Annotated in this window: 20 protein-coding genes; 8 read left to right on the forward strand and 12 right to left on the reverse strand. The window is 43.5% G+C overall.

Annotation, left to right across the window (positions count from 1 at the left end; all coding sequences use genetic code 11):
• A partial coding sequence (locus PLE34_RS21925) for an Hsp70 family protein (protein ID WP_502875894.1) occupies positions 1 to 92 on the reverse strand: 92 nt, incomplete at its 3' end.
• Between the two features lie 212 nt (positions 93 to 304).
• Between PLE34_RS21925 and PLE34_RS19475 the strand changes: the two genes are divergently transcribed.
• On the forward strand, positions 305 to 1735 hold the full coding sequence (locus PLE34_RS19475; protein ID WP_324559696.1) for a DUF4403 family protein: 1431 nt from the start codon (positions 305 to 307) through the stop codon (positions 1733 to 1735).
• Here the strand turns inward: PLE34_RS19475 and PLE34_RS19480 are convergent, their stop codons facing one another.
• The 5 genes from PLE34_RS19480 to PLE34_RS19500 form a co-directional block, all read right to left on the reverse strand.
• Complete coding sequence (locus PLE34_RS19480; protein WP_324559698.1) at positions 1736 to 2395, reverse strand: response regulator transcription factor; 660 nt, start codon at positions 2393 to 2395, stop codon at positions 1736 to 1738.
• 17 nt (positions 2396 to 2412) lie between these two features.
• A complete protein-coding gene (locus PLE34_RS19485; RefSeq protein WP_324559700.1) occupies positions 2413 to 3228 on the reverse strand; it encodes a sensor histidine kinase in 816 nt (271 codons plus the stop codon).
• A complete protein-coding gene (locus tag PLE34_RS19490; RefSeq protein ID WP_324559702.1) occupies positions 3195 to 3842 on the reverse strand; it encodes a hypothetical protein in 648 nt (215 codons plus the stop codon). Before PLE34_RS19490 ends, PLE34_RS19485 begins: the two co-directional genes overlap by 34 nt.
• 96 nt (positions 3843 to 3938) lie before the next feature.
• Positions 3939 to 4436: a hypothetical protein gene (locus tag PLE34_RS19495; protein ID WP_324559703.1), complete on the reverse strand. Its 498-nt coding sequence runs from the start codon at positions 4434 to 4436 to the stop codon at positions 3939 to 3941.
• 648 nt (positions 4437 to 5084) lie between these two features.
• A complete protein-coding gene (locus PLE34_RS19500) occupies positions 5085 to 5567 on the reverse strand; it encodes a GtrA family protein (RefSeq protein ID WP_324559705.1) in 483 nt (160 codons plus the stop codon).
• Positions 5568 to 5833: 266 nt separating this feature from the next.
• On the opposite strand from PLE34_RS19500, the gene PLE34_RS19505 reads away from it, so the two are divergent.
• Both PLE34_RS19505 and PLE34_RS19510 read left to right on the forward strand, forming a co-directional pair.
• Positions 5834 to 6256, forward strand: a complete 423-nt coding sequence (locus tag PLE34_RS19505) for a single-stranded DNA-binding protein (protein WP_324559707.1) — start codon at positions 5834 to 5836, stop codon at positions 6254 to 6256.
• A 221-nt stretch (positions 6257 to 6477) separates the two neighbouring features.
• Entirely contained in the window at positions 6478 to 7800 is a 1323-nt protein-coding gene (locus PLE34_RS19510; protein WP_324559709.1) for an aspartate kinase, read from the forward strand.
• A gap of 85 nt (positions 7801 to 7885) precedes the next feature.
• Here the strand turns inward: PLE34_RS19510 and PLE34_RS19515 are convergent, their stop codons facing one another.
• Both PLE34_RS19515 and PLE34_RS19520 read right to left on the reverse strand, forming a co-directional pair.
• Positions 7886 to 9079: a Gfo/Idh/MocA family protein gene (locus tag PLE34_RS19515; RefSeq protein WP_324559711.1), complete on the reverse strand. Its 1194-nt coding sequence runs from the start codon at positions 9077 to 9079 to the stop codon at positions 7886 to 7888.
• 56 nt (positions 9080 to 9135) lie between these two features.
• Complete coding sequence (locus tag PLE34_RS19520) at positions 9136 to 10356, reverse strand: MFS transporter (RefSeq protein WP_324559713.1); 1221 nt, start codon at positions 10354 to 10356, stop codon at positions 9136 to 9138.
• Between the two features lie 331 nt (positions 10357 to 10687).
• Between PLE34_RS19520 and PLE34_RS19525 the strand changes: the two genes are divergently transcribed.
• From PLE34_RS19525 to PLE34_RS19535, 3 genes are all read left to right on the forward strand, one after another.
• Positions 10688 to 12106, forward strand: a complete 1419-nt coding sequence (locus PLE34_RS19525) for an MATE family efflux transporter (protein WP_324559715.1) — start codon at positions 10688 to 10690, stop codon at positions 12104 to 12106.
• Between the two features lie 142 nt (positions 12107 to 12248).
• The gene (locus PLE34_RS19530; protein WP_324559717.1) at positions 12249 to 13094 is read left to right on the forward strand and encodes an MBL fold metallo-hydrolase; all 846 of its coding nucleotides are present in this window, start codon (positions 12249 to 12251) and stop codon (positions 13092 to 13094) included.
• A gap of 93 nt (positions 13095 to 13187) precedes the next feature.
• Positions 13188 to 14054 (forward strand): 3-keto-disaccharide hydrolase, encoded by an 867-nt coding sequence (locus PLE34_RS19535; protein WP_324559719.1) that lies wholly within the window; start codon positions 13188 to 13190, stop codon positions 14052 to 14054.
• Positions 14055 to 14336: 282 nt separating this feature from the next.
• Here PLE34_RS19535 and PLE34_RS19540 read toward each other — a convergent pair whose 3' ends face one another.
• Both PLE34_RS19540 and PLE34_RS19545 read right to left on the reverse strand, forming a co-directional pair.
• Positions 14337 to 15131 carry a DUF3108 domain-containing protein gene (locus tag PLE34_RS19540; protein WP_324559722.1) on the reverse strand — a complete coding sequence of 265 codons (795 nt, stop codon included), beginning with the start codon at positions 15129 to 15131 and terminating at the stop codon, positions 14337 to 14339.
• The gene (locus PLE34_RS19545) at positions 15128 to 16096 is read right to left on the reverse strand and encodes a lysylphosphatidylglycerol synthase domain-containing protein (protein WP_324559724.1); all 969 of its coding nucleotides are present in this window, start codon (positions 16094 to 16096) and stop codon (positions 15128 to 15130) included. The genes PLE34_RS19540 and PLE34_RS19545 overlap by 4 nt, the downstream gene beginning before the upstream one ends.
• A gap of 17 nt (positions 16097 to 16113) precedes the next feature.
• Between PLE34_RS19545 and ruvC the strand changes: the two genes are divergently transcribed.
• Both ruvC and PLE34_RS19555 read left to right on the forward strand, forming a co-directional pair.
• Positions 16114 to 16689 carry a crossover junction endodeoxyribonuclease RuvC gene (gene ruvC / locus PLE34_RS19550; protein WP_324559726.1) on the forward strand — a complete coding sequence of 192 codons (576 nt, stop codon included), beginning with the start codon at positions 16114 to 16116 and terminating at the stop codon, positions 16687 to 16689.
• Between the two features lie 267 nt (positions 16690 to 16956).
• Positions 16957 to 17916: a hypothetical protein gene (locus PLE34_RS19555; RefSeq protein WP_324559728.1), complete on the forward strand. Its 960-nt coding sequence runs from the start codon at positions 16957 to 16959 to the stop codon at positions 17914 to 17916.
• Here the strand turns inward: PLE34_RS19555 and PLE34_RS19560 are convergent.
• Both PLE34_RS19560 and PLE34_RS19565 read right to left on the reverse strand, forming a co-directional pair.
• Positions 17913 to 19622: a serine protease gene (locus tag PLE34_RS19560; protein WP_324559730.1), complete on the reverse strand. Its 1710-nt coding sequence runs from the start codon at positions 19620 to 19622 to the stop codon at positions 17913 to 17915. The two genes, PLE34_RS19555 and PLE34_RS19560, sit on opposite strands and share 4 nt — an antisense overlap.
• A gap of 90 nt (positions 19623 to 19712) precedes the next feature.
• Positions 19713 to 20678: an N-acetylmuramoyl-L-alanine amidase gene (locus PLE34_RS19565; protein WP_324559732.1), complete on the reverse strand. Its 966-nt coding sequence runs from the start codon at positions 20676 to 20678 to the stop codon at positions 19713 to 19715.
• Positions 20679 to 20932: the final 254 nt, after the last annotated feature.

Below are 20932 nucleotides of genomic sequence, written 5' to 3' on the forward strand. Positions count from 1 at the left end.
TCATCATTAGCTATAACCACAGGTTCATTGCCTTCCATAACGGCAACGCAGCTATTAGTTGTACCTAAATCTATTCCTATTATTTTTCCCATATTATAAATTTCCTTTTAAGGTTAAAAGTCATAACCTATCAGGCAAGCATTATGCCATCAAAACAAAAAGTGCAAAAATGGCAGTCGTTTCTTTCAAAACCTCAGCTTACCGGAGCCTCAAAAGCACGATGTGAAAAAGAGAATAAGGTAAAGCGGTTTTAACGATCGAAGCTTTATATATCTTTACGCTAATCATTATCGTGTTATCATCAATGAAACTGCATACCCTTTGTTTGGTTTTGTCCACCGCTTTATTTTTCACCTCCTGTTCAAAAAAAATTATTCCCGGCAAACCCATTCTGGCCAATACCCATTTTAAAATGGACAGTTTGCCCGTTAGTGAAATTGACATTCCGCTCCGGGTTAACCTCAAGCCTTTATATGCGATAGCCGATAAAAATGTTCAAACCATTTACCATTCTCCGGGTTGGCCGCATGATTTTGAAGTAGACAACTGCGACACCCGCTACATGTATCGCTTTAAACGCGGGCCGCTTAGCATATCGGCATGGGCAAATACCGTTAACTTTAATTTTACCGGTAGTTATATTATAGCAGGCGCTCAAAGAATATGCACCGGTACGGGAAGTAACCGGGTGCCGGTAACGCCATGGACCCCCACCTGTACCTGCGGGTTAAATGAAGGAGAACGCCGGGTGAATATTGGGTTTAGAGCCCTGCTAAACCTGAAAGACAATTATGATGTTTCCGCAAAACTGCAGCGGCTGGAGCCCCTGCCACTCGATAAATGCACCGTATGCTTTTGGAAGCAGGATATTACACCTACGGTGATGGAACAGCTAAAAATACAATTGGATGATGCGGGAAAGGAGATCAGCGATTCGCTCAACCGGCTTAACCTGCGTCCTCAATTTCAGCAACTATGGGATATGCTGAATACCAGCATACCTATGTTTGGCATGGGTTATTTGCAAATTAATCCCGAAAAGTTAAGACTAAGCACACTTTACGCCCAAAACGATACACTGCATATTTCAGTTGGCATTTCAGCACGGCCGCTGATCAGCCTTGCCCAAACCTCTAATTACAGAACAGTAGTACCCGATATCAGTGATTTTAGCCAAAGAAAAGGATTCAGCATATTTGTTGATGCCGTAATGGATTACGACTCTTTAAGTCATTTATTAACCCGTCAATTGCATCACAAACGGGTTGATATGGATAAAATAGGAAAATACATCATTATTGAACGTTGCGAAATTTACGGCGCAGACAATGAAAAGCTCATTATAAAAGTAGAGTTTTCCGGACCAGATAAAGGAACAATGTACCTTACAGGCAGGCCTTACTTCAACACGCAGAAAAACCAGGTTGAAATAAAAGATATTGATTACGATATCCGCACAAGAGACCTGCTGATCAAAACAGCAAAATGGCTTTTTAACCGGAGAATAATTAATACGTTAAACCAATACTCCACTTTTAACATTACCGCATACGCAGATACATTGCTGTCGAAAGTAAATGTTCAGCTCAACAAGCAATGGCAAAATTCAGTATCATCTGCAGGTGCAGTAAACAGCCTGCAGGTAATAGCGATATACCCGTTTACCGCAAACCTGATCCTGCGATGTAATATAAAAGGTGAGCTGGCTATGCAGATAGATGCTTTTGACTTTTAATTAAATCTCAAAAATGCCTTTTTTGATAGCATACATTACCAGTCCTACTCTTGACCGTACTTTCAGCTTTTCAAACAATACGTTCCGGTGGTCTTCCACGCGGCGGGAGCTTACAAACATTCTTTCAGCAATTTCTTTATACGACAGTTCGGAGCAGGTAAGCTTCAGGAATTCCACCTCTTTATCGGTTAGTATAACCTGTTCATCAGGATGCTCCATATCCCTATTCAGCCCGCCCACGATTTTACCTGTAATATACTCGGAGAGATAAAAATTCTTTTCCACAACCGATTCCAGTGCCAGGTGAAGTTCTTCCGGCTCAGCGGTCTTCATAATGTAGCCTTTTGCGCCTGATTTCAGCATGCGTATAATGGTATTTTCATCACTGAACATAGACAAAGCCAGCACTTTGATCTGCGGATGGTTCCTGAATAACCATTCCGCCGTTTCAAAACCATTCATGCCCGGCATATTCACATCCAGCAGTATAATGTCGGGGATATACTTTTTCTTTAATTTTTCTTTTAACTCCTCCCCGCTTTCTGCCTGGAAAAAAACAGAAAAATGGTCGAACGAATCAATCAGCTTGGCTAAGGCGTTGCGTAAAAGCGTATGGTCATCCACTACCGCCACCTGAATTTTTTTGTCACTGTCTGCCATAATTGATACGCTTTTCCTTATGCTTCTTTGTGTCCTGCCAATGGTAATTCCATATGAACGAAAGTACCTTTTCCCGGTTCAGCATTAAATACCATTTTTGCTCCTATCAGCTTGGCCCGGTTCAGCATACTTTTTAAACCCACGCCGTTCAGTGGGGAAAGTGAGTTTCTTTTTTCCTGCATATTAAATCCCACACCATTATCCCTGACAGAAAATATAAAAACATCATCTGATATATAACTGAGCAAAATGGTTATTTGAGTTGCCTTTGCGTGTTTAAGGATATTATTAACCAATTCCTGAAAAATACGAAAAATAAAGATTTCCTTTTGCTCTCCCAGGCGATATTCTTCTCCCTCCAATTCCAGGTCTACTTTCATCAGGCCGGTTTTACGGAGGGTTTCAAGGTCAAAGCGGATAGATTCTACCAGTCCAATCTGGGCTATACGATCGGTATGTAAGCTTTTGGTAAGGTCTGCAAGATCGTATACCGCCTTATTTAAAACCTCCCGTATATGCTGCAGGGGCGCATAAGCCTGGTGCTCCTTTTCCAATGGTAAAACAGCCAGCGACAATTTCACCACCGACAGCACCTGTCCTATATTATCGTGCAATTCCTGGGCTATGGATTTTAAGGTAGTTTCCTGGATCTCCAACTGCGACTTCAGCACTTCCTGGTCATACTCCTCTTTTACCCTTGCCAGTTCCTGCTCCTGCCGGTATTGCCTGCGCTGGTATAAAAACAGGATGGTAACAATAAACCCTACCAGCAGGAGAGCCAAAAGCCCTCCAACAACTATTACGAAAAGGATTTCCTGATTCTGATCCTGCATAATGCGGCTATGATAAAGGATGAATATAATAAAATATTCACGATGGCGAAAATGGAAGCGATGTTTTTAATAATGATATTAGACGGATCTTGGAAGAAATTGATAAGTGCATACAAAGGAAAGGTACAGGCATAAAAGAACAACAAGCCGGAGCATATCCAGAAAGATGGCTCGCGAACAAGGTTCACCGGTTTATTAAACTGGAACAATTCAAAAAAATAGGTAATAGTTGCCATTACAATCAGCAACCCCCCCAGGCTGAATGTTATTGTATGAAACTGCAGCCCTTTCTGCAGGAACAGCTTATTTAAAATTACCAGCAAAGGATAAAGCCATAAGCTATGGAGCAACAGCTTTTTAGCCCAAGGGTTCTTTACCATATAACGCAGCATCCAGAAATAAAAAATAAACTCAATAGTGGTAAAAACATTGTAAAGCGTTACGGTAACTTTACCGTTATCATTCATCCATTGCCCGATATATTCTACCGTAAAAGTTATCAAAAGATAAACCGGCAACGCTCTGAGAAAGACAGGTGTTCCTTTTTTAAAATAAACAATAGCCCCGACAATGCTCCCTGATAAAATAAGCCATATATATGCATACGAATTCATCTTGCTGCAAGGTAGTTTGCAACAATGAGATATATAAAAGAAAAAACCCCTTTTACTAAAGGGGTTGTAAAAAATGATATATGGTAAAACAGGAATTTATACTACGGTCAGTCCTTTTTCGCCCCTGTCTACAATGGTAACACCAATATTACCCCAATCGTCAGCGTCAGCACCGGTGGGTTTCGGTTTATTGCAAAATGGGGGGCAAATATTTCCTGCATTGTAAGCCAGTATTTCCGCTTTTTCCCCGTTTTGTATATAGATGTCTTTATTGGCAACACCTGTTTCCAGCTCTTTGGTTTTGGTAGCTACCAGCACTAAGGTCTGGCGGCCGGCAAACCCGGCTTTTTCAGTATAATTTTCAGGATAAGCTGCAAAATAAAACTTAATACCATCGGCCCCGTTTTCTTTTGAAGTAGCCATAAATTCTTCCAGCTCTTCAATACTGTACCATACGCTTAAAGAATCTTCTTTGCCGAGGCGTTCCGAATTGTGTACCCACCTTTCCTGTTTGTAAGTTTTGATAACAGTGTCTACATGTTCTGTGCTAACGTACTTTCCAACTTTTAATGATTTCTTCTCAATTGTAAGCATGATTTAAATGGTTTAAAGTGAATGAATAATTAATTCACAGTAAAGCTAAAAGAAGAAGACACACGGACACGCTTACAAATATATGCAATTCAATTAATTACAAATTAAGATTATTTATATCATAAAGGGAGTCAATAACAAATGATAATTACCCCGCAAAAAAACCGTTAAAAATGGTAAAAAATACCGTTAAAAGACGGTAGTAAAATACCGTTAAAAGACGGTAGCAAAAATACCGTTAAAAAACGGTAGCAAATTCCCGTTTATAATTTATCCTGTTTATTGGATATTTTTTGGATATTTAATCCGGATTTACTTTTTACTATCCGTATTTACCTCTGAATTTACTTTTCAAATTTGAAATGGCCGCTTTTCAATCAAACATTATTAACCGGTAGCCTGGAAATTTTTATACCAAAAGAACAAAAGCCCGGGATTGCTATGACATGACAGCTATTAATAAACCTTATCCTTTTTTTTGTACCGGCTGTTGCTAATCTACGCATAACACCATCCTTCCTATGTGTAAACCTGTTATTGTAAGGAATAATTTACTTAGGCCGCAAAAAAATAAATAAGCCAGGTGAAAAACACCGCTCCTTATTTTCTCTTTTATCCCCAAAAAGTAAAAGAAGCGGCTTAAGTATTTTATTCCGCTTTCCGTTCCACTTTAAAAGTAAAATTGCGTTGCGTCAGATAGCTGAATGAAATTACAATAGCAGTGGTCCATATTTTAGCAATGGTAGGGTAAATGTGAAACCCTTCTACAAATAGCTTAATAAAAATATAATTCAGGAGCACGCAAACTATTACCAGCATAAAATATCTGAATAACTGCACCCTGCCCCTCAGCGATGATCCCGGAAATACAATATTTCTCATTAACAGGAACCCTATAGGAAAAGTGATCAGAAATGAGATGATAAACGCTGCAATATACGGACTGATGCTGATAAGCGGGGTATGAACAATTTGCTTTTGAAGAATAAAATTATAGGTGACAAAATAAATTAAAATATCCATTAATGTATTACCACCTCCGCAGGCTATATACCGGAATGTTTGCCGGTCTATCATTTTCTCAAACGGAATATAGAAAAAGTCGAGTAACGATACGATAAGTTTCTTCAAAACACCTATGTTATATATTTCGCTTAGCGGGGTTAAATTCAAAATTAGCAAAAAGCGCTTAATTCAGACACATGATCATTTACTGCCATATTGTCAATCGGCCATATAAGCCCTGCTGCTAGTTTATTGCCAGGTGGCGGCAATGTCGTCTCAACACGGCAGTATAGCGGGAGACACAAGACATCGTTAATTTCTATAGCATAACTTATCGTTTAAAATAAAAATTATTTAACTTGTCTTATTTAAAAACATAAAAAGCAAATGCTATGATTAAGTTACAGGTAATAGGAAATTTAGGCAAAGATTGCATTACCAACGCCGTAAACGGTAAATCCGTTATTAACTTCAGCGTTGCGCATACAGAAAAGTTCCGCGACTCTTCTGGCCAGCAAAAGGAAAAAACCACGTGGGTAGAATGCGCGTACTGGACCGATAAAACAGGCATTGCACCTTATCTTAAAAAAGGCACCCAGGTATACGCCGAAGGCACACCGGAAGTAAGGAATTTTACCCGGAACGACGGAACCGCAGGCGCCTCTTTAACCATGCGGGTATTTAGTGTTCAGCTTCTCGGTAGCGGAAACCGGAACGAACAGGCAGAAACAACCAATGCTTACAATGAACCGGCTACCGGTTCAGCAGCACCTGCCGAAGCAGTTGCGCCAATGGCAGATGATCTGCCCTTTTGATGATTTTTAATGTAACACCGGGTGAAACATGTGTTGGGCAGACGCTTACCATGTTTCACCTTTTTATTTGCAGCCTCTCAGATTCCTTCAGATTTTTTTATTTTGGTTTTTGGTTTGAAGTTTATAGTTGCATTTCGCTTCGGATTTGAGATTTATTTGGTTCTTTGTGCTTTGTATTTCCCATTATCTTTGCACGGCAAAAATTAAAAAAGCGGCAGATCATGAAAGTCATGAAGTTTGGCGGCACTTCCGTAGGAAAGCCGGAAAGGATGCAACAGGTAGCAAAACTGATCACTACAGGCCAGGAATCAAAGATCGTGGTACTAAGTGCATTAAGCGGTACCACCAATGCCCTGGTATCTATTGGGGAAGCATTGGCTAAGGGTGACAAGCATCAGGCCAAACAAATAATAGACGGGCTTGAGGTGCACTATCATACTTTTATTAAAGACCTGCTGAAAAATGAAGCCCCGCTTAAAAAGGGCGAAGCCATCATTTCGGAACATTTTGATTTCCTCAACATCATTCTTAAGATATCTTTTAATGAAGCGCTGAATAAAGATATACTGGCCCAGGGAGAACTAATGAGCACCAAGCTTTTCAGCACCTATCTTGAAGAAAAAGGCATTGATCATGCGCTCTTGCCGGCCCTGGATTTCATGCAGATTGACGCTAATGATGAACCTTATTTTGACGCCATACGGGTAAAGCTGAACCGCATTCTGCAGCAGCACGCCGATAAAAAATTATTTGTTACGCAGGGTTATATCTGCCGCAATTCAAAAGGTGAGGTAGATAACCTTAAACGCGGCGGAAGTGATTACACTGCTTCTTTGATTGCCGCGGCGGCAAAAGCCAGTGTTTGCGAGATATGGACAGATATTGACGGTATGCATAATAACGACCCGCGTATTGTAAAAACAACCATACCGGTGATACAACTGAGCTTTGAAGAGGCTGCTGAGCTGGCCTACTTTGGCGCAAAGATTTTACATCCTACCTGCATTTGGCCGGCACAGCAGGAAAAGGTGCCGGTGAAATTGCTCAATACGATGCAGCCCGAAGCGCCGGGCACCACCATTACACAGGAAGCCGGATCGGAAGGGGTAAAAGCGGTAGCGGCAAAAGACGGCATCATTGCTATTAAAATCAAGAGCAGCCGCATGTTGCTTGCTTATGGCTTTTTGCGAAAGATATTCGAGGTATTTGAAAAATACAAAACCGCTATTGATATGGTTACCACCTCAGAAGTTGCCGTATCGGTTACCATAGATAATGATACCCATCTTGAACAGATATTAAAAGAGCTGGAGCCTTTTGGCACGGTGGTAACCGATAAGGACCAAACCATTGTTTCCATTGTAGGTAACCAGATAGCGCAAACGCCAAACGTATTAAGCAGGTTGTTTGATTCCCTGTCGCAGGTACCGGTTCGGATGGTTAGCTATGGCGGCAGCAGTCATAATGTTTCAGTGCTGGTTCCTTCCGCATATAAAATACAAACCCTGCAATTGCTTAATAAAGGCGTGTTCGGACTGGAATAATATCTGCTTATCTGTAAATGAGGCTTTGTAAGTCCGGTAAAAGGTAACGGTATGTTAGGTGGCACACACCGCTACCGGTTTCATATTAATTCAATATTTTTTCTACTATTTTACCTGATTGCTTCTCTTTAAGTATCAGCTTTTTTGCGCCATAATGGGTTACTTCTTCCTTCACCAGGTAATGGTCTTTATCATACTCCACCAAGTGGCTGTCTTTGGTTACACCGGTTTTCCCCCGCCATATATCTAACTGCACGGGCTCCCACAGCTTGCTTTTCGCAGAACGATAAGCCGCATCCAAAATACAGTTCACCACGTAACCATCATAAAAAGTTTCTTTAGGAGCTTTGCCCTGCTCCAGCGAATTGAACATATCCATGAACATGTGATTATAGCCCAGCTCATTCAGCTCATCACCCACGGGAAACAACCAGCCGCTATTGCTTTCCGCTTTTTCTGCCACGTAGTCGGCGCCCTTGCCCGTGGTAAACATTTCAAAACCGGTACGCAAAAAGCTGTTTGTCCATATCGTTCCTTCCGTTCCCATTACCTCATCGCGCAGGTCGAGCCCGCCGCGGAAGGTCCAGCTCACTTCAAACTGGGCGATGGCGCCATTCTCATATTTCACCAAACCAATACTATGATCTTCGGCGTCAATGGGTTTTACCTGTGTATCGGCCCAGCACATCACTTCAACAGGCCGTATATCTTTACCAATATAGCTGCGGGTAATTTCCACGCAATGACAGCCCAAATCGAGTATGCATCCGCCGCCCGCCTGTTCAATATTCCAGAACCAGTCGCTGTGGGGGCCGGGATGCGTTTCTCTTGATTTGGCCCAGAGTATCCGTCCCAAAGCTCCGTTCTTAACACTTTCATGCGCCTTAATGAATTTGGGCGTATATACCAGGTCTTCGAGATACCCGTTAAATATACCGGCCTTCTCTACCGCTTCCAGCATGCGTTTGGCTTCTGCCGCATTCCTGCCCAGGGGCTTCGTGGTGATCACGGCTTTTTTGTGCTTGCAGCAAAGCAATACCGCTTCTTCGTGCAAATGATTCGGCAACGATATGCATACCACATCCACCTCAGCACGGGCAATAGCTTCTTCCATAGTAGTTGTCCAATAAGGCACATTATAATCCTGTGCAAATTTTTTGGCGCTTTCTTCGCGCCGGGAATAAACGCTCACAATTTTGTCTTTGTTACGGTATCCCTGCAGAGAATCTGCATAAAATCTTCCGATAAAACCGGAACCAAGCATAGCAATTTTTTGCATGATATTATTTGGTTTGAGATGTGATTAAACAGTGGCTGCTAATAATTCACTATTCACTATTTAATTTTTTCATTAAACGCAGCAATAAAAAACAATAATACGCCGCCGGCAAATGCCGCAGGTATCCACCAAAAATCCCGCCATTGCAACAATGAAAGCGAAGCGCCGTCTTTGAGGAAGCTGTTATACAGTTCCCCCGCAATCTGGGCGCCTATCAGCATACCTATACCATAGGTTACCAATATCATGAGCCCCTGGGCCTGCCCCCGGATTTCGGGACTTGCTTTCTTGTCCATATAAATTTGCCCGGTTACAAAAAAGAAGTCGTAGCAAATGCCATGTAAAGCAATGCCGGCCATAATCATCCACGTAGTTGTTTCGGGAGCAGCAGCGGCAAAAAAACCATACCTTACCACCCAGGCCAGCATGCCTACGGCCAGCATCCATTTAACCCCAAGCCTCCTGAAGAACAATGGCATCAAAAGCATAAAGATCATTTCGGAAGCCTGTCCTATGGTTTGTGTTGCCGCAATATTCTTAAACCGCGAGTTCTCCAGGAACAACTGGGTATAATTATAATATACAGCCAATGGAATGCAGATCAGCAGGGAGCTGGCCAAAAAAACATAAAAGGAACGGCTGCCCAAACGCTTAAATGCATCCACTCCAATAATGGTTCGAACGCTTACTTTTTTGCCCGCGGCCGGTGGTGGCGTATGCGGCAAAGCAAAGCTATACAAGCCCAGCAAAAGGCTGGCGCCTGCTGTAAGATATAAAGGAAGCGCGGTGGCTTCGGGCTGTATATCCTGCTGCACAAAGGAAACCAGCACAAAACTAATGGTTAGCCCGGCGGCTATCCAGCCAATGGTACCAAATACCCTGATGGCGGGAAATTGTTTTTCCTGTTGCGTCATTTGATGAAATGCCAGCGTATTGGCGAGGCTCATGGTAGGCATATAACAAATATTATAAGCCAGCAGCGACAGGATAAATAATACCGGACTACCGGTAAGCGAAGGAGTAATAAACATAAAAACAGCACCCAGCAGGTGCAGTGTACCCAGCACTTTTTGAGTGGCAAAATAACGGTCGGCTATTAACCCCACAAAAAAAGGCGCCACAATGGCTGCTATGGCGTTTACGGTAAAAGGCCAGTGCGTTAAGCTTTTCATGCCGTTAGATGACATGTAAACCGCTATGGCACTATACCATGCGCCCCATACAAAAAATTCAAGAAACATCATTAACGATAGCTGAAACCGCACTTTTGCTCTCATGATAATCATTTGGTGGTTTGTATGACTTCCTCTGCAGTGTGTTATCCTGCATTATGGTGCCGGATAAGCCTATGCCATTCAAAAAAAGGAAATTACAAAAAGATTGACTGCCCGCGTCAAAAAAGTAAAATGATTTTTGATGAACAGCAGCGGATAAATTTTGAAATCCAAAACCATTGATTACTTTTACACCCTTCAACTGAACGCATTATGAAAATGTAGTAAGCCCCCGGGCGTCATCTTTCTATACCGGATCCGTCTTTTATAGCTTCCGGGGTTAGCGTTTTTTATTTTTCAATTATACTCATTTTTTAGCACTCAATTTTTTTACATGACTAAAAGCGGTAACAGGTGGTGGGTTCCTGCTTCTGCCTGGACTTTACTAAAAGAAGCGGTTAGCGGAAAGGAACAAGACTACACATCCGGCAGCATACGCAAAGGAGTAATATTACTGGCCATTCCGATGATGCTTGAAATGAGCATGGAGAGTGTATTTGCTGTTGTAGATATTTTTTTTGTAAGCCACCTCGGCAAGCATGCCACATCAACCGTGGGATTAACCGAATCTGTTATTACCATTGTTTATTCACTGGCAATGGGTATTAGTATGGCGGCGAGCGCTATGGTGGCAAGACGTATTGGCGAAAAAAACAAGCCGGAAGCAGCCCGTGCAGCAGGGCAGACCGTGATACTGGCTATTACCATTACTGTTGTAATAAGTATCACGGGCGCAGCTTTTGCGGCCGACATCCTCCGGATGATGGGCGCAGAGGATGCCGCCATTGCGGAAGGCACAACCTATGCCCGCATTATTATGGGGGGCAGCGTGGTGATTATGCTGCTTTTCCTGATCAATGGCATATTCAGGGGAGCGGGCAACCCTATGATTGCAATGAAGAGCTTATGGCTGGCCAATATTTGCAATATTATTTTATGTCCGCTGCTTATACGTGGCTGGGGACCTGTTCCCGCACTGGGGTTAACCGGCGCTGCTTTGGCCACAACTATCGGAAGAGGAATTGGCGTGGTATACCAGTTGTATCATTTATTTAACGGGAAGGGTGTTATACAAATTGCCCTGCGCCATTTTAAGCCGGTATGGAGCATACTGAAGTCGCTTGCCAATATTGCCTGGCCGGGCTCCCTGCAGTTTCTTATAGGATCGGGCAGCTGGATTGTACTGGCAGGCATTGTGGCGCATACTGGTCACAGTGAGGCTTCCGCCGGATACCAGATTGCATTAAGGGTTGTGATGTTTTTTATATTACCTGCCTGGGGCATGAGCAATGCGGCAGCTACACTGGTGGGGCAAAACCTCGGTGCAGGATTGCCCGGGCGCGCGCAGGAATCGGTGGCAAAAACGGTAAGATACAATGCCGTGTTTATGGGTATTGTTTCAGTTGTATTTCTGGTGTTTGCTGAATGGATCGCTTCCTTTTTTACAACGGAACCCGATGTAAAAGCCTATGCTGTGCTGGCCATGCGCATTATCAGCGCGGGGTATGTTTTTTACGGCATCGGCATGGTTATATCCAACGCGTTTAACGGCGCCGGCGATACCCGGACGCCTACATGGGTAAACCTGTTTGGATTCTGGTTTTTCCAGATACCCATAGCCTGGCTAATGGCGAATACTTTTGGCTGGGGGCCGGCAGGTGTGTTTATCGCCATACCGGTAGCTGAAACAGCCATTACTATTGTTTCCTTCCTGATATTCAGGAAAGGAAAATGGAAGCTGGTAAAGATATAAAGCGCAGGAAGCACAGCGTAACTATAGAGCAAACCGTTCACAGATTGTGCCCCGGCCCGGTAACGCGCTCTTATGATGCCGGTAACGGCAGATGCGAAAAAGCATATACATTCGCAGTTCAAAAATTCATTAACGTTGCGATATGAAACTCTACTCCATCAACACCGGGTATTTTAAATTAGATGGCGGCGCCATGTTTGGCGTAGTACCTAAAAGCATCTGGAACAAATTAAATCCTGCCGATGAAAACAACCTCTGCACCTGGGCCATGCGCTGCCTGCTCATTGAAGACGGTAACCGCCTTATCCTTACAGACACCGGTATCGGGAACAAGCAGGACGCTAAATTTTTCAGCCACTATTACCTGCATGGAGACGATACGCTGGATAAATCGCTTGCCAGGCATGGCTTTCACCGTAATGATATTACGGATGTATTGCTCACCCATTTGCATTTTGATCATGTGGGAGGCGCTATTGTAGTGGAAAAGAATAAAATGGCGCCGGCCTTTAAAAACGCCACTTACTGGAGCAATGAACAGCACTGGCAGTGGGCAATTAAACCCAACGACAGGGAAAAAGCTTCCTTTCTGAAAGAAAACATACAACCCATACAGGACAGCGGCAAGCTGAAATTTATAGAAATAAGGGAAGATATTGCCTTCTCCGACAATGTAACCATTCGTTTCGTGAACGGGCATACGCACGCCATGATGCTTCCGCAGATTAATAATTACAACGGGAGAACACTGGTGTACGTGGCCGACCTGCTGCCTTCGGTGGGACATATACCCATACCTTACGTTATGGCTTATGATATGTTTCCTTTAACCACGCTCCAGGAAAAGAAAGCCTTCCTGCAGGAAGCGTTGCAAAATAATTTTACCCTGTTCTTTGAACACGATCCTTTATATGAATGCTGTACACTGCAAATGACGGAAAGGGGAATAAGAATGAAGGAAGTGTTTAAGCTGGAGGAAATTGGATAGATCATTTGCTGTAAAAAACATACCGGATAAAAACGGGAAAAGCGCGGCGCGAACCGGGAAAATAATAACACCACTAACATTTAAAAAAAGCAGATGAAAATATATATATACGGATTGATATTAACGATGCTGCTGTACGGCTCCTGCACTACTCAAAAGAATACAAATAGCAGAGCCGGTAAGGAAGACTGGATATCGCTTTTTAACGGCAAGGATATAAATGACTGGATCGTAAAGATCCACCACCATGAAACAGGCGATAATTTCGGCAATACTTTCCACGTGGAAGACGGACTGATCAAAGTACGCTACGACCAGTACGACAGCTTTAATAACCGTTATGGTCATTTGTACTTTAAGCAACCCTTCTCCTATTATCACCTGGTGGTGGAATACCGATTCACAGGTATATGGCGTAAAGATGCCCCGGAATATACTTTAAAGAATAGTGGTGTAATGCTTCACTCGCAGGATCCGCGAACCATGCCGCGTGAACAGGACTGGCCCATATCGGTTGAAATGCAGTTTTTGGCCGGGCTGGGCGACGGAAAGCCGCGTCCTACAGGTAATATGTGCTCGCCGGGAACAGATGTAGTATATAATGGTAAAATAGATCCCAGGCATTGCATCAATTCTTCTTCCGAAACCTATGAAGGGGAGCAATGGGTTAGGGCGGAAGCCATTGTGCTGGGCGATTCGCTGATCACGCATATTATTAACGGCGACACCGTACTGCAATATTCCCAACCCCAAATTGGCGGCGGTGTGGCCAATAATTATGACCCCAAAATTAAAATAGACGGAAAATTATTGTCATCGGGTTTTATAGCCCTGCAAAGCGAAGGACAGGAAATTGATTTCCGTAAAGTGGAGCTGCTCAACCTCGAAGGCTGCATGGATCCCGGATCGAAGCAATACAGAAGCTATTTTGTTAAGGATGAACGGTCTGCATGTAAATGAGAACAGGTATAGCGTTTATGGTTTGAAAGTTTAGGGTTTGTAGTTAGGTGGGGAGAGGTTGCAGGTCTCAGGTTACAGGTTTCAGGGAATGCTATAACTGATACTCACCATTCACCTCTCACTATTCACTATTCGCAACTGACCAAATCACAAAAAGCAAGAACCAAAGAAAACCTGTTGTGGTGAATTCAAATCCGAAGCCGTAAATCCGAAACCCGAACGGATGCAATATCAAATCTTAAATTTCAAATCTCAAATCCTGTACCCTGCAACTTCTTCCTCCTACCTGAATTTAATCATAGAGGTTAAAGGGTAACGCAGGTTGCGGTAGCCCATCATATCGGCTTTTATATTGCCCACCACAATAGGACTTTCAATACGAAGGGGAAGATGGTTGGCATCATCGCTTACCCACACTGTCATTTTTTCGCCGCCTTCAAATACGGTTCCTTTGATAAGGAAAGGCCTGAACTTAATAGCCCTGAATTTTCCATAGCGGGTTTTGATGGTTTCCTTTCCGATGTACCGTATATAAATGTCATGCATCTCGTCATCGAGGAATACGCTCAAATTGATTTTATCGTTTGGCTTGTATTTAGAAAAGTCAATATTGCGTGCATAGTACACCGCGCTTATGATATCCTGTACGCAATCCTGCGTTTTAAAAACACCTCTGGTGGTAACCACGCTTTTTGCCTCGTGGTTAAAGCTGGCGTTCTCATGTTTTTTATAGTTTCCTTCGTGTACGTTCCGTATAAAACGATAGGGTCTAAGCGTTGCCGTATCCATATAGGTCTCGTACCGGTCGCGCACTTTAAATATCCAGTCGTAAGAGGAGTTAGATCGCCCCTCACCCACAGCATGGTATACCGGTTTGCCATTATAGTTTTCCAGTTGTGCGTTGAAGGTTGCTGTACCGGCATCCACGTATAAACCAACCACATTATAAAACACTTTAAGCGTTATGCTTTCGCCGGAAGAAAAACTCGTATTATTGATCCCGCAAAAATCACTATCAGCGCTAAGCTGTACACTAATCAATACCGATAAAAGGGTACTAATGATTTTTCGCCTCATTGTTTAATATTAAATATTTTATGTCTTATGGCAAGCAAACCGCCTGCCAAAGCCGGTAATACCAGATTGACAAGCCAGATACCCGTAGACGCTGCATAGATCCCCACCGTGTTTGCACTGAAAGTTTGAAAGAGCAGGATGCCTGCTTTACCTCTTATGCCCAGTTCAAGTAACGCCATAGTAGGAACAACCGCTAATATAAGATATAATACACTTATTAGCCAGAAAGCGTTCCACCATCCCGCATGCACCTGCATCACTTCCAGCAGTAATATATACTGGCAAAGGAATACAAGATACCGCACAGCCGACAGGCACAATACTCTTAACAAAATTGTAACACTCACCGCAGGTAAGATCATAAAATGCTGCAACCATTTACCGGGCAATTTCAGTCTCTCTGCAATACTCACTATCCACCCTAACCGAAAATACAGGCAGGCACAAAATCCGGTTACCGCAAATACTCCTGTATACATTGCAAACGACCATCCTGTATTACCGGTTTCCATAATCAAAATGCCCAGGCTTCCGAAAAATAAAGTGATGAGCAACTGGCTAAAGCTGCCAACAACAGTTAAGGATAAGGAACTGATCCGTTTTCCCTCACTAACATATAGAGCCCTGCCTCCATACTCGCCAATACGGTTTGGTGTGCCAAAGCCAAATGCAAGACCTGCCAGCACCGCTTTCAGGGAATGCCGCAACGAAACAGGTTCTAACGGATGCAGTAAAATTTTCCATTTACGGGCTTCAATGAGCCAGTTGAGCACTACGAGCATAATGGCCAACCAGCATTTCCATGCCTCCGGTCCGTATACCGCTGCCTTCATATGCTGCACAGACTGATGCAGATCGGGCTGCTCCCGTATTTGCCGGTAAATGGTGTAGGTTAGCCAAACAAACAATGCGGGCCCAATTACCCGGTTGAGGAATATTTTGATACTTTTGTTAGGTATAATCATTTTTTAAGCAGTTCATTTTGCAAAACAACAGCCAGATCATCTTAGGTATTGACCCCGGCACCCTTGTAATGGGTTATGGGGTTATTGCTGTAAACGGCAGAGCCATAGAATTATTGGAAATGGATGCCATAAAACTGTCGGCAAAGAAGGATCATTACGAAAGGCTGCATATTATACAGCAAAGAATACTTGCCATTATCAACACTTTTCACCCCCAGCATTTTGCTATTGAAGCTCCTTTTTTTGGCAAAAACGTACAAAGTATGCTTAAGCTGGGAAGGGCGCAGGGTGTTGCCATTGCCGTAGCCATGCAGGCGGGCATACCGGTAACAGAGTATTCTCCGCGGAAAGTAAAACAATCCATAACCGGCAACGGCAATGCCGATAAAGAACAGGTATGGAAGATGCTGCAACGGATCGCCAATCTTTCTTCCGCCTCTCCTGCATTCGACGCTTCGGATGCGCTGGCTGTAGCGGTTTGCCACCAGTTTCAAATGACTTCCCCGCTACAGGATAAGCAGGCTAAAGCAGTACGGAAAACAAAAAGCAGTTGGGAAAATTTTGTTATCAATAATCCAACCCGTGTAAAATAACCCGGGTTGAAAATAACGCCTCCTCAACTCCCTTTTTATTGCATGTTTCCTTTTAATATGTAATTTAATTTTTATTATATTCACACTATTATTTTACACCTGCTTACTTCAGTTCCCGCTCTGTGAAAACGTACGTTCGGTTATTACTATACTGAATCCTCTTATCCGGCATTTGCAAAACCAGCCCACCCTAAAATAATAAACCCTCACAGAAAGATACAGCGCATGAGAAGGGTTCGTTTATTTTTTTACTATAAATTTTTATTTATGCCCATCTTTCAATCAAAAAGCGGATCATTGTTTAACCAGGCAGCATGGGAAGATGATCAGCAAAAAGGAAACCAGTCTAAATCATTTTTAGAAAGCGCTGACGACGCGGCCAATCAGTTCATTCTTTTGCAATTGTCTGACGGCGACAAAAGAGTGCTTAATACTACCGAAGTAGTACCTAAACTACAGGGAACTGAAAAACCCGATATTAATATGCTGCTCGACTTTGAAGGTTTTAAAATCGGCTCCAATGAAAATATTGACCCCAAAACAAAAGCTACCTTACAGTTGAAAGTAGGACAGGAACATAAAATTACAGGACTGGAAAAACTATTCTATTGCATCAACGGCGGACTGGATCTCTACAACGAAATAAAAAGAAAAAGAGCAGAACCGAAGGATTTTAAACAAAGTACGGAAACCGCTTTAGGAAACAAACCGATTTCGTTGCCGGGTGGTGTAGGCCAAATTTCATTAAATGTAGTGAAACACGATGAGCCCAAATGGTGGCAGAAAATATTTACTTTCGCAAAATCCGACTCGGCAAAAAACCTTATGTCATTAATTGGATTCGGCGGCATTACGGAAGTAGCCGTTAATTCCATTGCAGGCATGCTGGATAACCTTTTTGATAAAGCGCCTGAAATACTTTTTCAAAGCCAGGCAGTAAAATTAAGCTTTACCCAGGCGGGAAAGGAAGAGTTGGGCAGCGACTTGTCAACCGTTAAAGTAAGCTGCCTGAATCCCGGATTATGGGTAATGGCCCGCAAATCGGATTACGACACGATTCTCGGTGCCAATCCTGTTTACTATTCCGGGTTTGGAATTTTAGCGCCCGATGGCATGAGCGAAATTGATGCGTTAAATGATAGCGGCAACAACCCTTTCTCAAAAATCACTTATGCTATCATAAAGGCGAAGATCAAAGAAGTGGATCTGAAAGAAAATGTTTTTTAAAACGTGATCGCATTTTTAATTGCCTGTATCCACATGCCTTCGTTGGCCTGGTATGTTCCGGGTTTGCCATGGAGCCTCGGCATTTCTTCGCTTCCGGCATGATGCAGCCCTATCAGCTCCCATTGCTGGTTAAATACCGGGCTGCCGGAGCTCCCCCCCGTTGTGGGCGTGCGGTAATGTATTCTGGGGTCTTCATAATCCAGCAACAAATTATCCTGGAACGACAACTGCAGCGTGCCGCCTGCCGGGTGGCCAATAATATAGATCCGTTCCTCAGGTGGGGCGTCAGCCTGGATAGCAGGCAGTCTTTTAGCAAGCGGGTAAAAGGTAATATCCTTTGTTAACGTTTTTACTATCGCAAGACTTTCCTTATCAAAACGCAATACGGAAGCGTCTAACAAATTGATGGGCGATGACCATAGTATTTCTGCTATGCGAAGTTCGGCAGCTCCTTTGTCTAACACTTCAAAAGTTACAACAGCTTCATCGGGCTGCAGGGCCTTCTCCCCGGGATTGTTGCTCACTACATGGGCATTGGTTAATAGCAGGAGTTCCTCACCCAGGCTTTCGTGCAGATCGGCTCCTCTTACCAAAAAGCCGGTGCCCAATCCTTTGGTAGCATCCCTGCCTATCCTGGCTATAGCCATACAGCGGTTGGCGCCTGTCATATACCACCTGTAGGTGTTAAAAGAATCCTCTCCAAAAATCTTTTCCAGCTTGGGCATCGTTTTATTGTCTGATGCTTTTCCCGTAATACCTGCATACGCAGTGGAAATATGTGCTTCCATTTCCGCCTGCTCCTGCAGCATCCCGGCATCTATTGTAAAGCTTCCTCCTTCCCGCTTCAGCAATTCGGCCTGCAACAGGGGAAGGATCATTTGGCCCATTTCCGAATGCATGTCTAACCGCCAGATCTCTTTCATTTGCCTTAACATGCTGGCTATTTCAAAGGCATCCACATCAGGCATGCGCAGGTAGCCGCTTAACCAATGCATTGCCTCCTCCGGCTTTTGCAGCGCAACGCAAGCTTCACAGGCCGTGGCAAATTGCCATATCGTGGCCTCCCTGTTATCATACCGTTGCTGAATTACTGCCAATATAGATGCAGCGAGCTCCTGATCTTTGGGCCACACCGGGTCTTTTATCCCGTCTGATTTTGCCCGCTGCACAAGTGCCACCACGTTAATACCGTGCCATAAAGCAGTTTCCGGAGCAGCATTATACGCTGCTCCATAAGCATCAATCGCCCGCCGGATAAAATCTTCCCTGCGAACACTGTTATTTTGAGCATTAACATATAACTGCTTATACACACGTCCAAGCAGGCCCTTTGCTTCCCTGTTTTCTTTTGCGGCTTTTACATTTACATTTTCCGCTTTGGCCGTTTCAATGATCAACTGGTTTAATATGGCCAGGGCAGCCGTATAATTCCCCTGGTCAATCTGCGATTGTGCGTATTGGCGGTGTATTGTAAATGTGGCCCGGCCGGTTTGCATGAGCGCATCCGCTACCCGCTGCATTTGTGAAAACATTCGCTTATTGCGCAGGTACTGCAATATCTTTTCTCCTTCGGCCGATGGAAATGCATCGTCTGCCCCATACAAGAACAGGATCAGTTCGTTGCACAATGCTGTGGCGTTTTTTTTATCCATCCTGTCTAATCTTTCCCTGATACGGGAAGCAACAGTTTGTACATCTAAAGACATTATTGCAATTTTAACGTTCACTCCTTTTAACCGAAAAGAAAAACCCATCACTAAAATATTACGGCAAAGCTTAACCGAAATGGATACATTTTATTTATCTGCTTCAAAACGAGGTATTTCTTCATAGGGTTCATCTTCACGGGCGGCATCCATCGGTTCAGGCAAAAACGCATCTAACTGATCTTCTGCATTCAGCTCCATATCTGCGTTTTCAAGCATGCTTTTCGGTTTTAGTTCCGGTTTTGCAAAACGAGGTTCAAATACAGATGCCTGAACATCAGCGATAAGGCTGTTCCAGTTGAATGCCGGCCCAATATCCCACTTACCGGATGAACGGTAATTAATATGCGACACGATGCCTTTAAATGAAAGCACTTCCTCCGTAGCCAGGTACCGTTTCGATTCCGGCAGGAAGCCCCTTGGAATATTGTATTGCGTGGTAAGATAACGGAGCAGTATCACCAGGCTTTCCATTTGTTCGCCGGTAAAGGAAGCATAATAGGATTGCCCGCGGAAGGGTGTTTCAATTTTTTGATAGGCCGCCGGCTCATCTAATGAACAATATACATCAGCCGGGCCTTCCCTGCCCTGCGCATCTCTTTGCCTGGAATAATACGTTTCAAGATTACCGTTGCGTTCAGTTAAATAGCCATAATTCGACAACTCTATTCCTATTGTGCACTTGTCCTGCGCATTACCTGTGCCTTCATTGCCGATACCTTTGCCGATATGTCCCGACCAGTATTTTGAAGAAAACAACTGGTAGATCATTCCATTTCTGCCAATTACAAAAGCTACGGAAACGTGATAATTATCCCTGGTAAGCGCCGACAGGTCGGACCGAATCTGCCCTGCCGTAAAATGCAATACGATCCTTTGTTTGGGATGCTCCACCGCATAGTAATATTTTGAACGGTTTTTAGCTGTAGTAAGCATCCCGTTTAAAACAATATCTTCTCCCTTAACGGGAATGGAAATTTTATTAAAGGCATATTCACCGTTATTCCCGGTTTGAAGTAAATTTTCTTCCAGTTGAAAGAGTGAAGTGAAACGCATGGGAGTATATTTTAGCGCACTAATCATCCTGTACACTATTGTACATTCATCGGAAATGAAAATCAGGGGAACGGAATAATGTTACCGGTATGACCAATAGAAAAATAAGCAAATTATCAATGAAATGCAATAGCAGGCTTAAAATACTACAGCCTGCTGCACTGCTATGCAACGCTTCTAATGGGTGCATTCCAAATTATCGCATTGCTTTGCTTCATGTGGGCGGTGAAGACACCGCCCACGGCGGGCCGCCC

The sequence above is a fragment of the Agriterribacter sp. genome, assembly GCF_035445465.1.
GTDB lineage: Bacteria > Bacteroidota > Bacteroidia > Chitinophagales > Chitinophagaceae > Agriterribacter.

Bases quoted from the DNA above. Each gene is read 5' to 3' on its own strand.
- PLE34_RS19495 (WP_324559703.1), bottom strand. From the start codon at position 4,436: ATGCTTACAATTGAGAAGAAATCATTAAAAGTTGGAAAGTACGTTAGC.
- PLE34_RS19525 (WP_324559715.1), top strand. From the start codon at position 10,688: ATGACTAAAAGCGGTAACAGGTGGTGGGTTCCTGCTTCTGCCTGGACT.
- PLE34_RS19520 (WP_324559713.1), bottom strand. From the start codon at position 10,356: ATGAGAGCAAAAGTGCGGTTTCAGCTATCGTTAATGATGTTTCTTGAA.
- PLE34_RS19505 (WP_324559707.1), top strand. From the start codon at position 5,834: ATGATTAAGTTACAGGTAATAGGAAATTTAGGCAAAGATTGCATTACC.
- PLE34_RS19555 (WP_324559728.1), top strand. From the start codon at position 16,957: ATGCCCATCTTTCAATCAAAAAGCGGATCATTGTTTAACCAGGCAGCA.
- PLE34_RS19565 (WP_324559732.1), bottom strand. From the start codon at position 20,678: ATGCGTTTCACTTCACTCTTTCAACTGGAAGAAAATTTACTTCAAACC.
- PLE34_RS19515 (WP_324559711.1), bottom strand. From the start codon at position 9,079: ATGCAAAAAATTGCTATGCTTGGTTCCGGTTTTATCGGAAGATTTTAT.
- PLE34_RS19535 (WP_324559719.1), top strand. From the start codon at position 13,188: ATGAAAATATATATATACGGATTGATATTAACGATGCTGCTGTACGGC.
- PLE34_RS19480 (WP_324559698.1), bottom strand. From the start codon at position 2,395: ATGGCAGACAGTGACAAAAAAATTCAGGTGGCGGTAGTGGATGACCAT.
- PLE34_RS19490 (WP_324559702.1), bottom strand. From the start codon at position 3,842: ATGAATTCGTATGCATATATATGGCTTATTTTATCAGGGAGCATTGTC.
- PLE34_RS19475 (WP_324559696.1), top strand. From the start codon at position 305: ATGAAACTGCATACCCTTTGTTTGGTTTTGTCCACCGCTTTATTTTTC.
- PLE34_RS19530 (WP_324559717.1), top strand. From the start codon at position 12,249: ATGAAACTCTACTCCATCAACACCGGGTATTTTAAATTAGATGGCGGC.
- PLE34_RS19540 (WP_324559722.1), bottom strand. From the start codon at position 15,131: ATGAGGCGAAAAATCATTAGTACCCTTTTATCGGTATTGATTAGTGTA.
- PLE34_RS19545 (WP_324559724.1), bottom strand. From the start codon at position 16,096: ATGATTATACCTAACAAAAGTATCAAAATATTCCTCAACCGGGTAATT.
- PLE34_RS19560 (WP_324559730.1), bottom strand. From the start codon at position 19,622: ATGTCTTTAGATGTACAAACTGTTGCTTCCCGTATCAGGGAAAGATTA.
- PLE34_RS19485 (WP_324559700.1), bottom strand. From the start codon at position 3,228: ATGCAGGATCAGAATCAGGAAATCCTTTTCGTAATAGTTGTTGGAGGG.
- PLE34_RS19510 (WP_324559709.1), top strand. From the start codon at position 6,478: ATGAAAGTCATGAAGTTTGGCGGCACTTCCGTAGGAAAGCCGGAAAGG.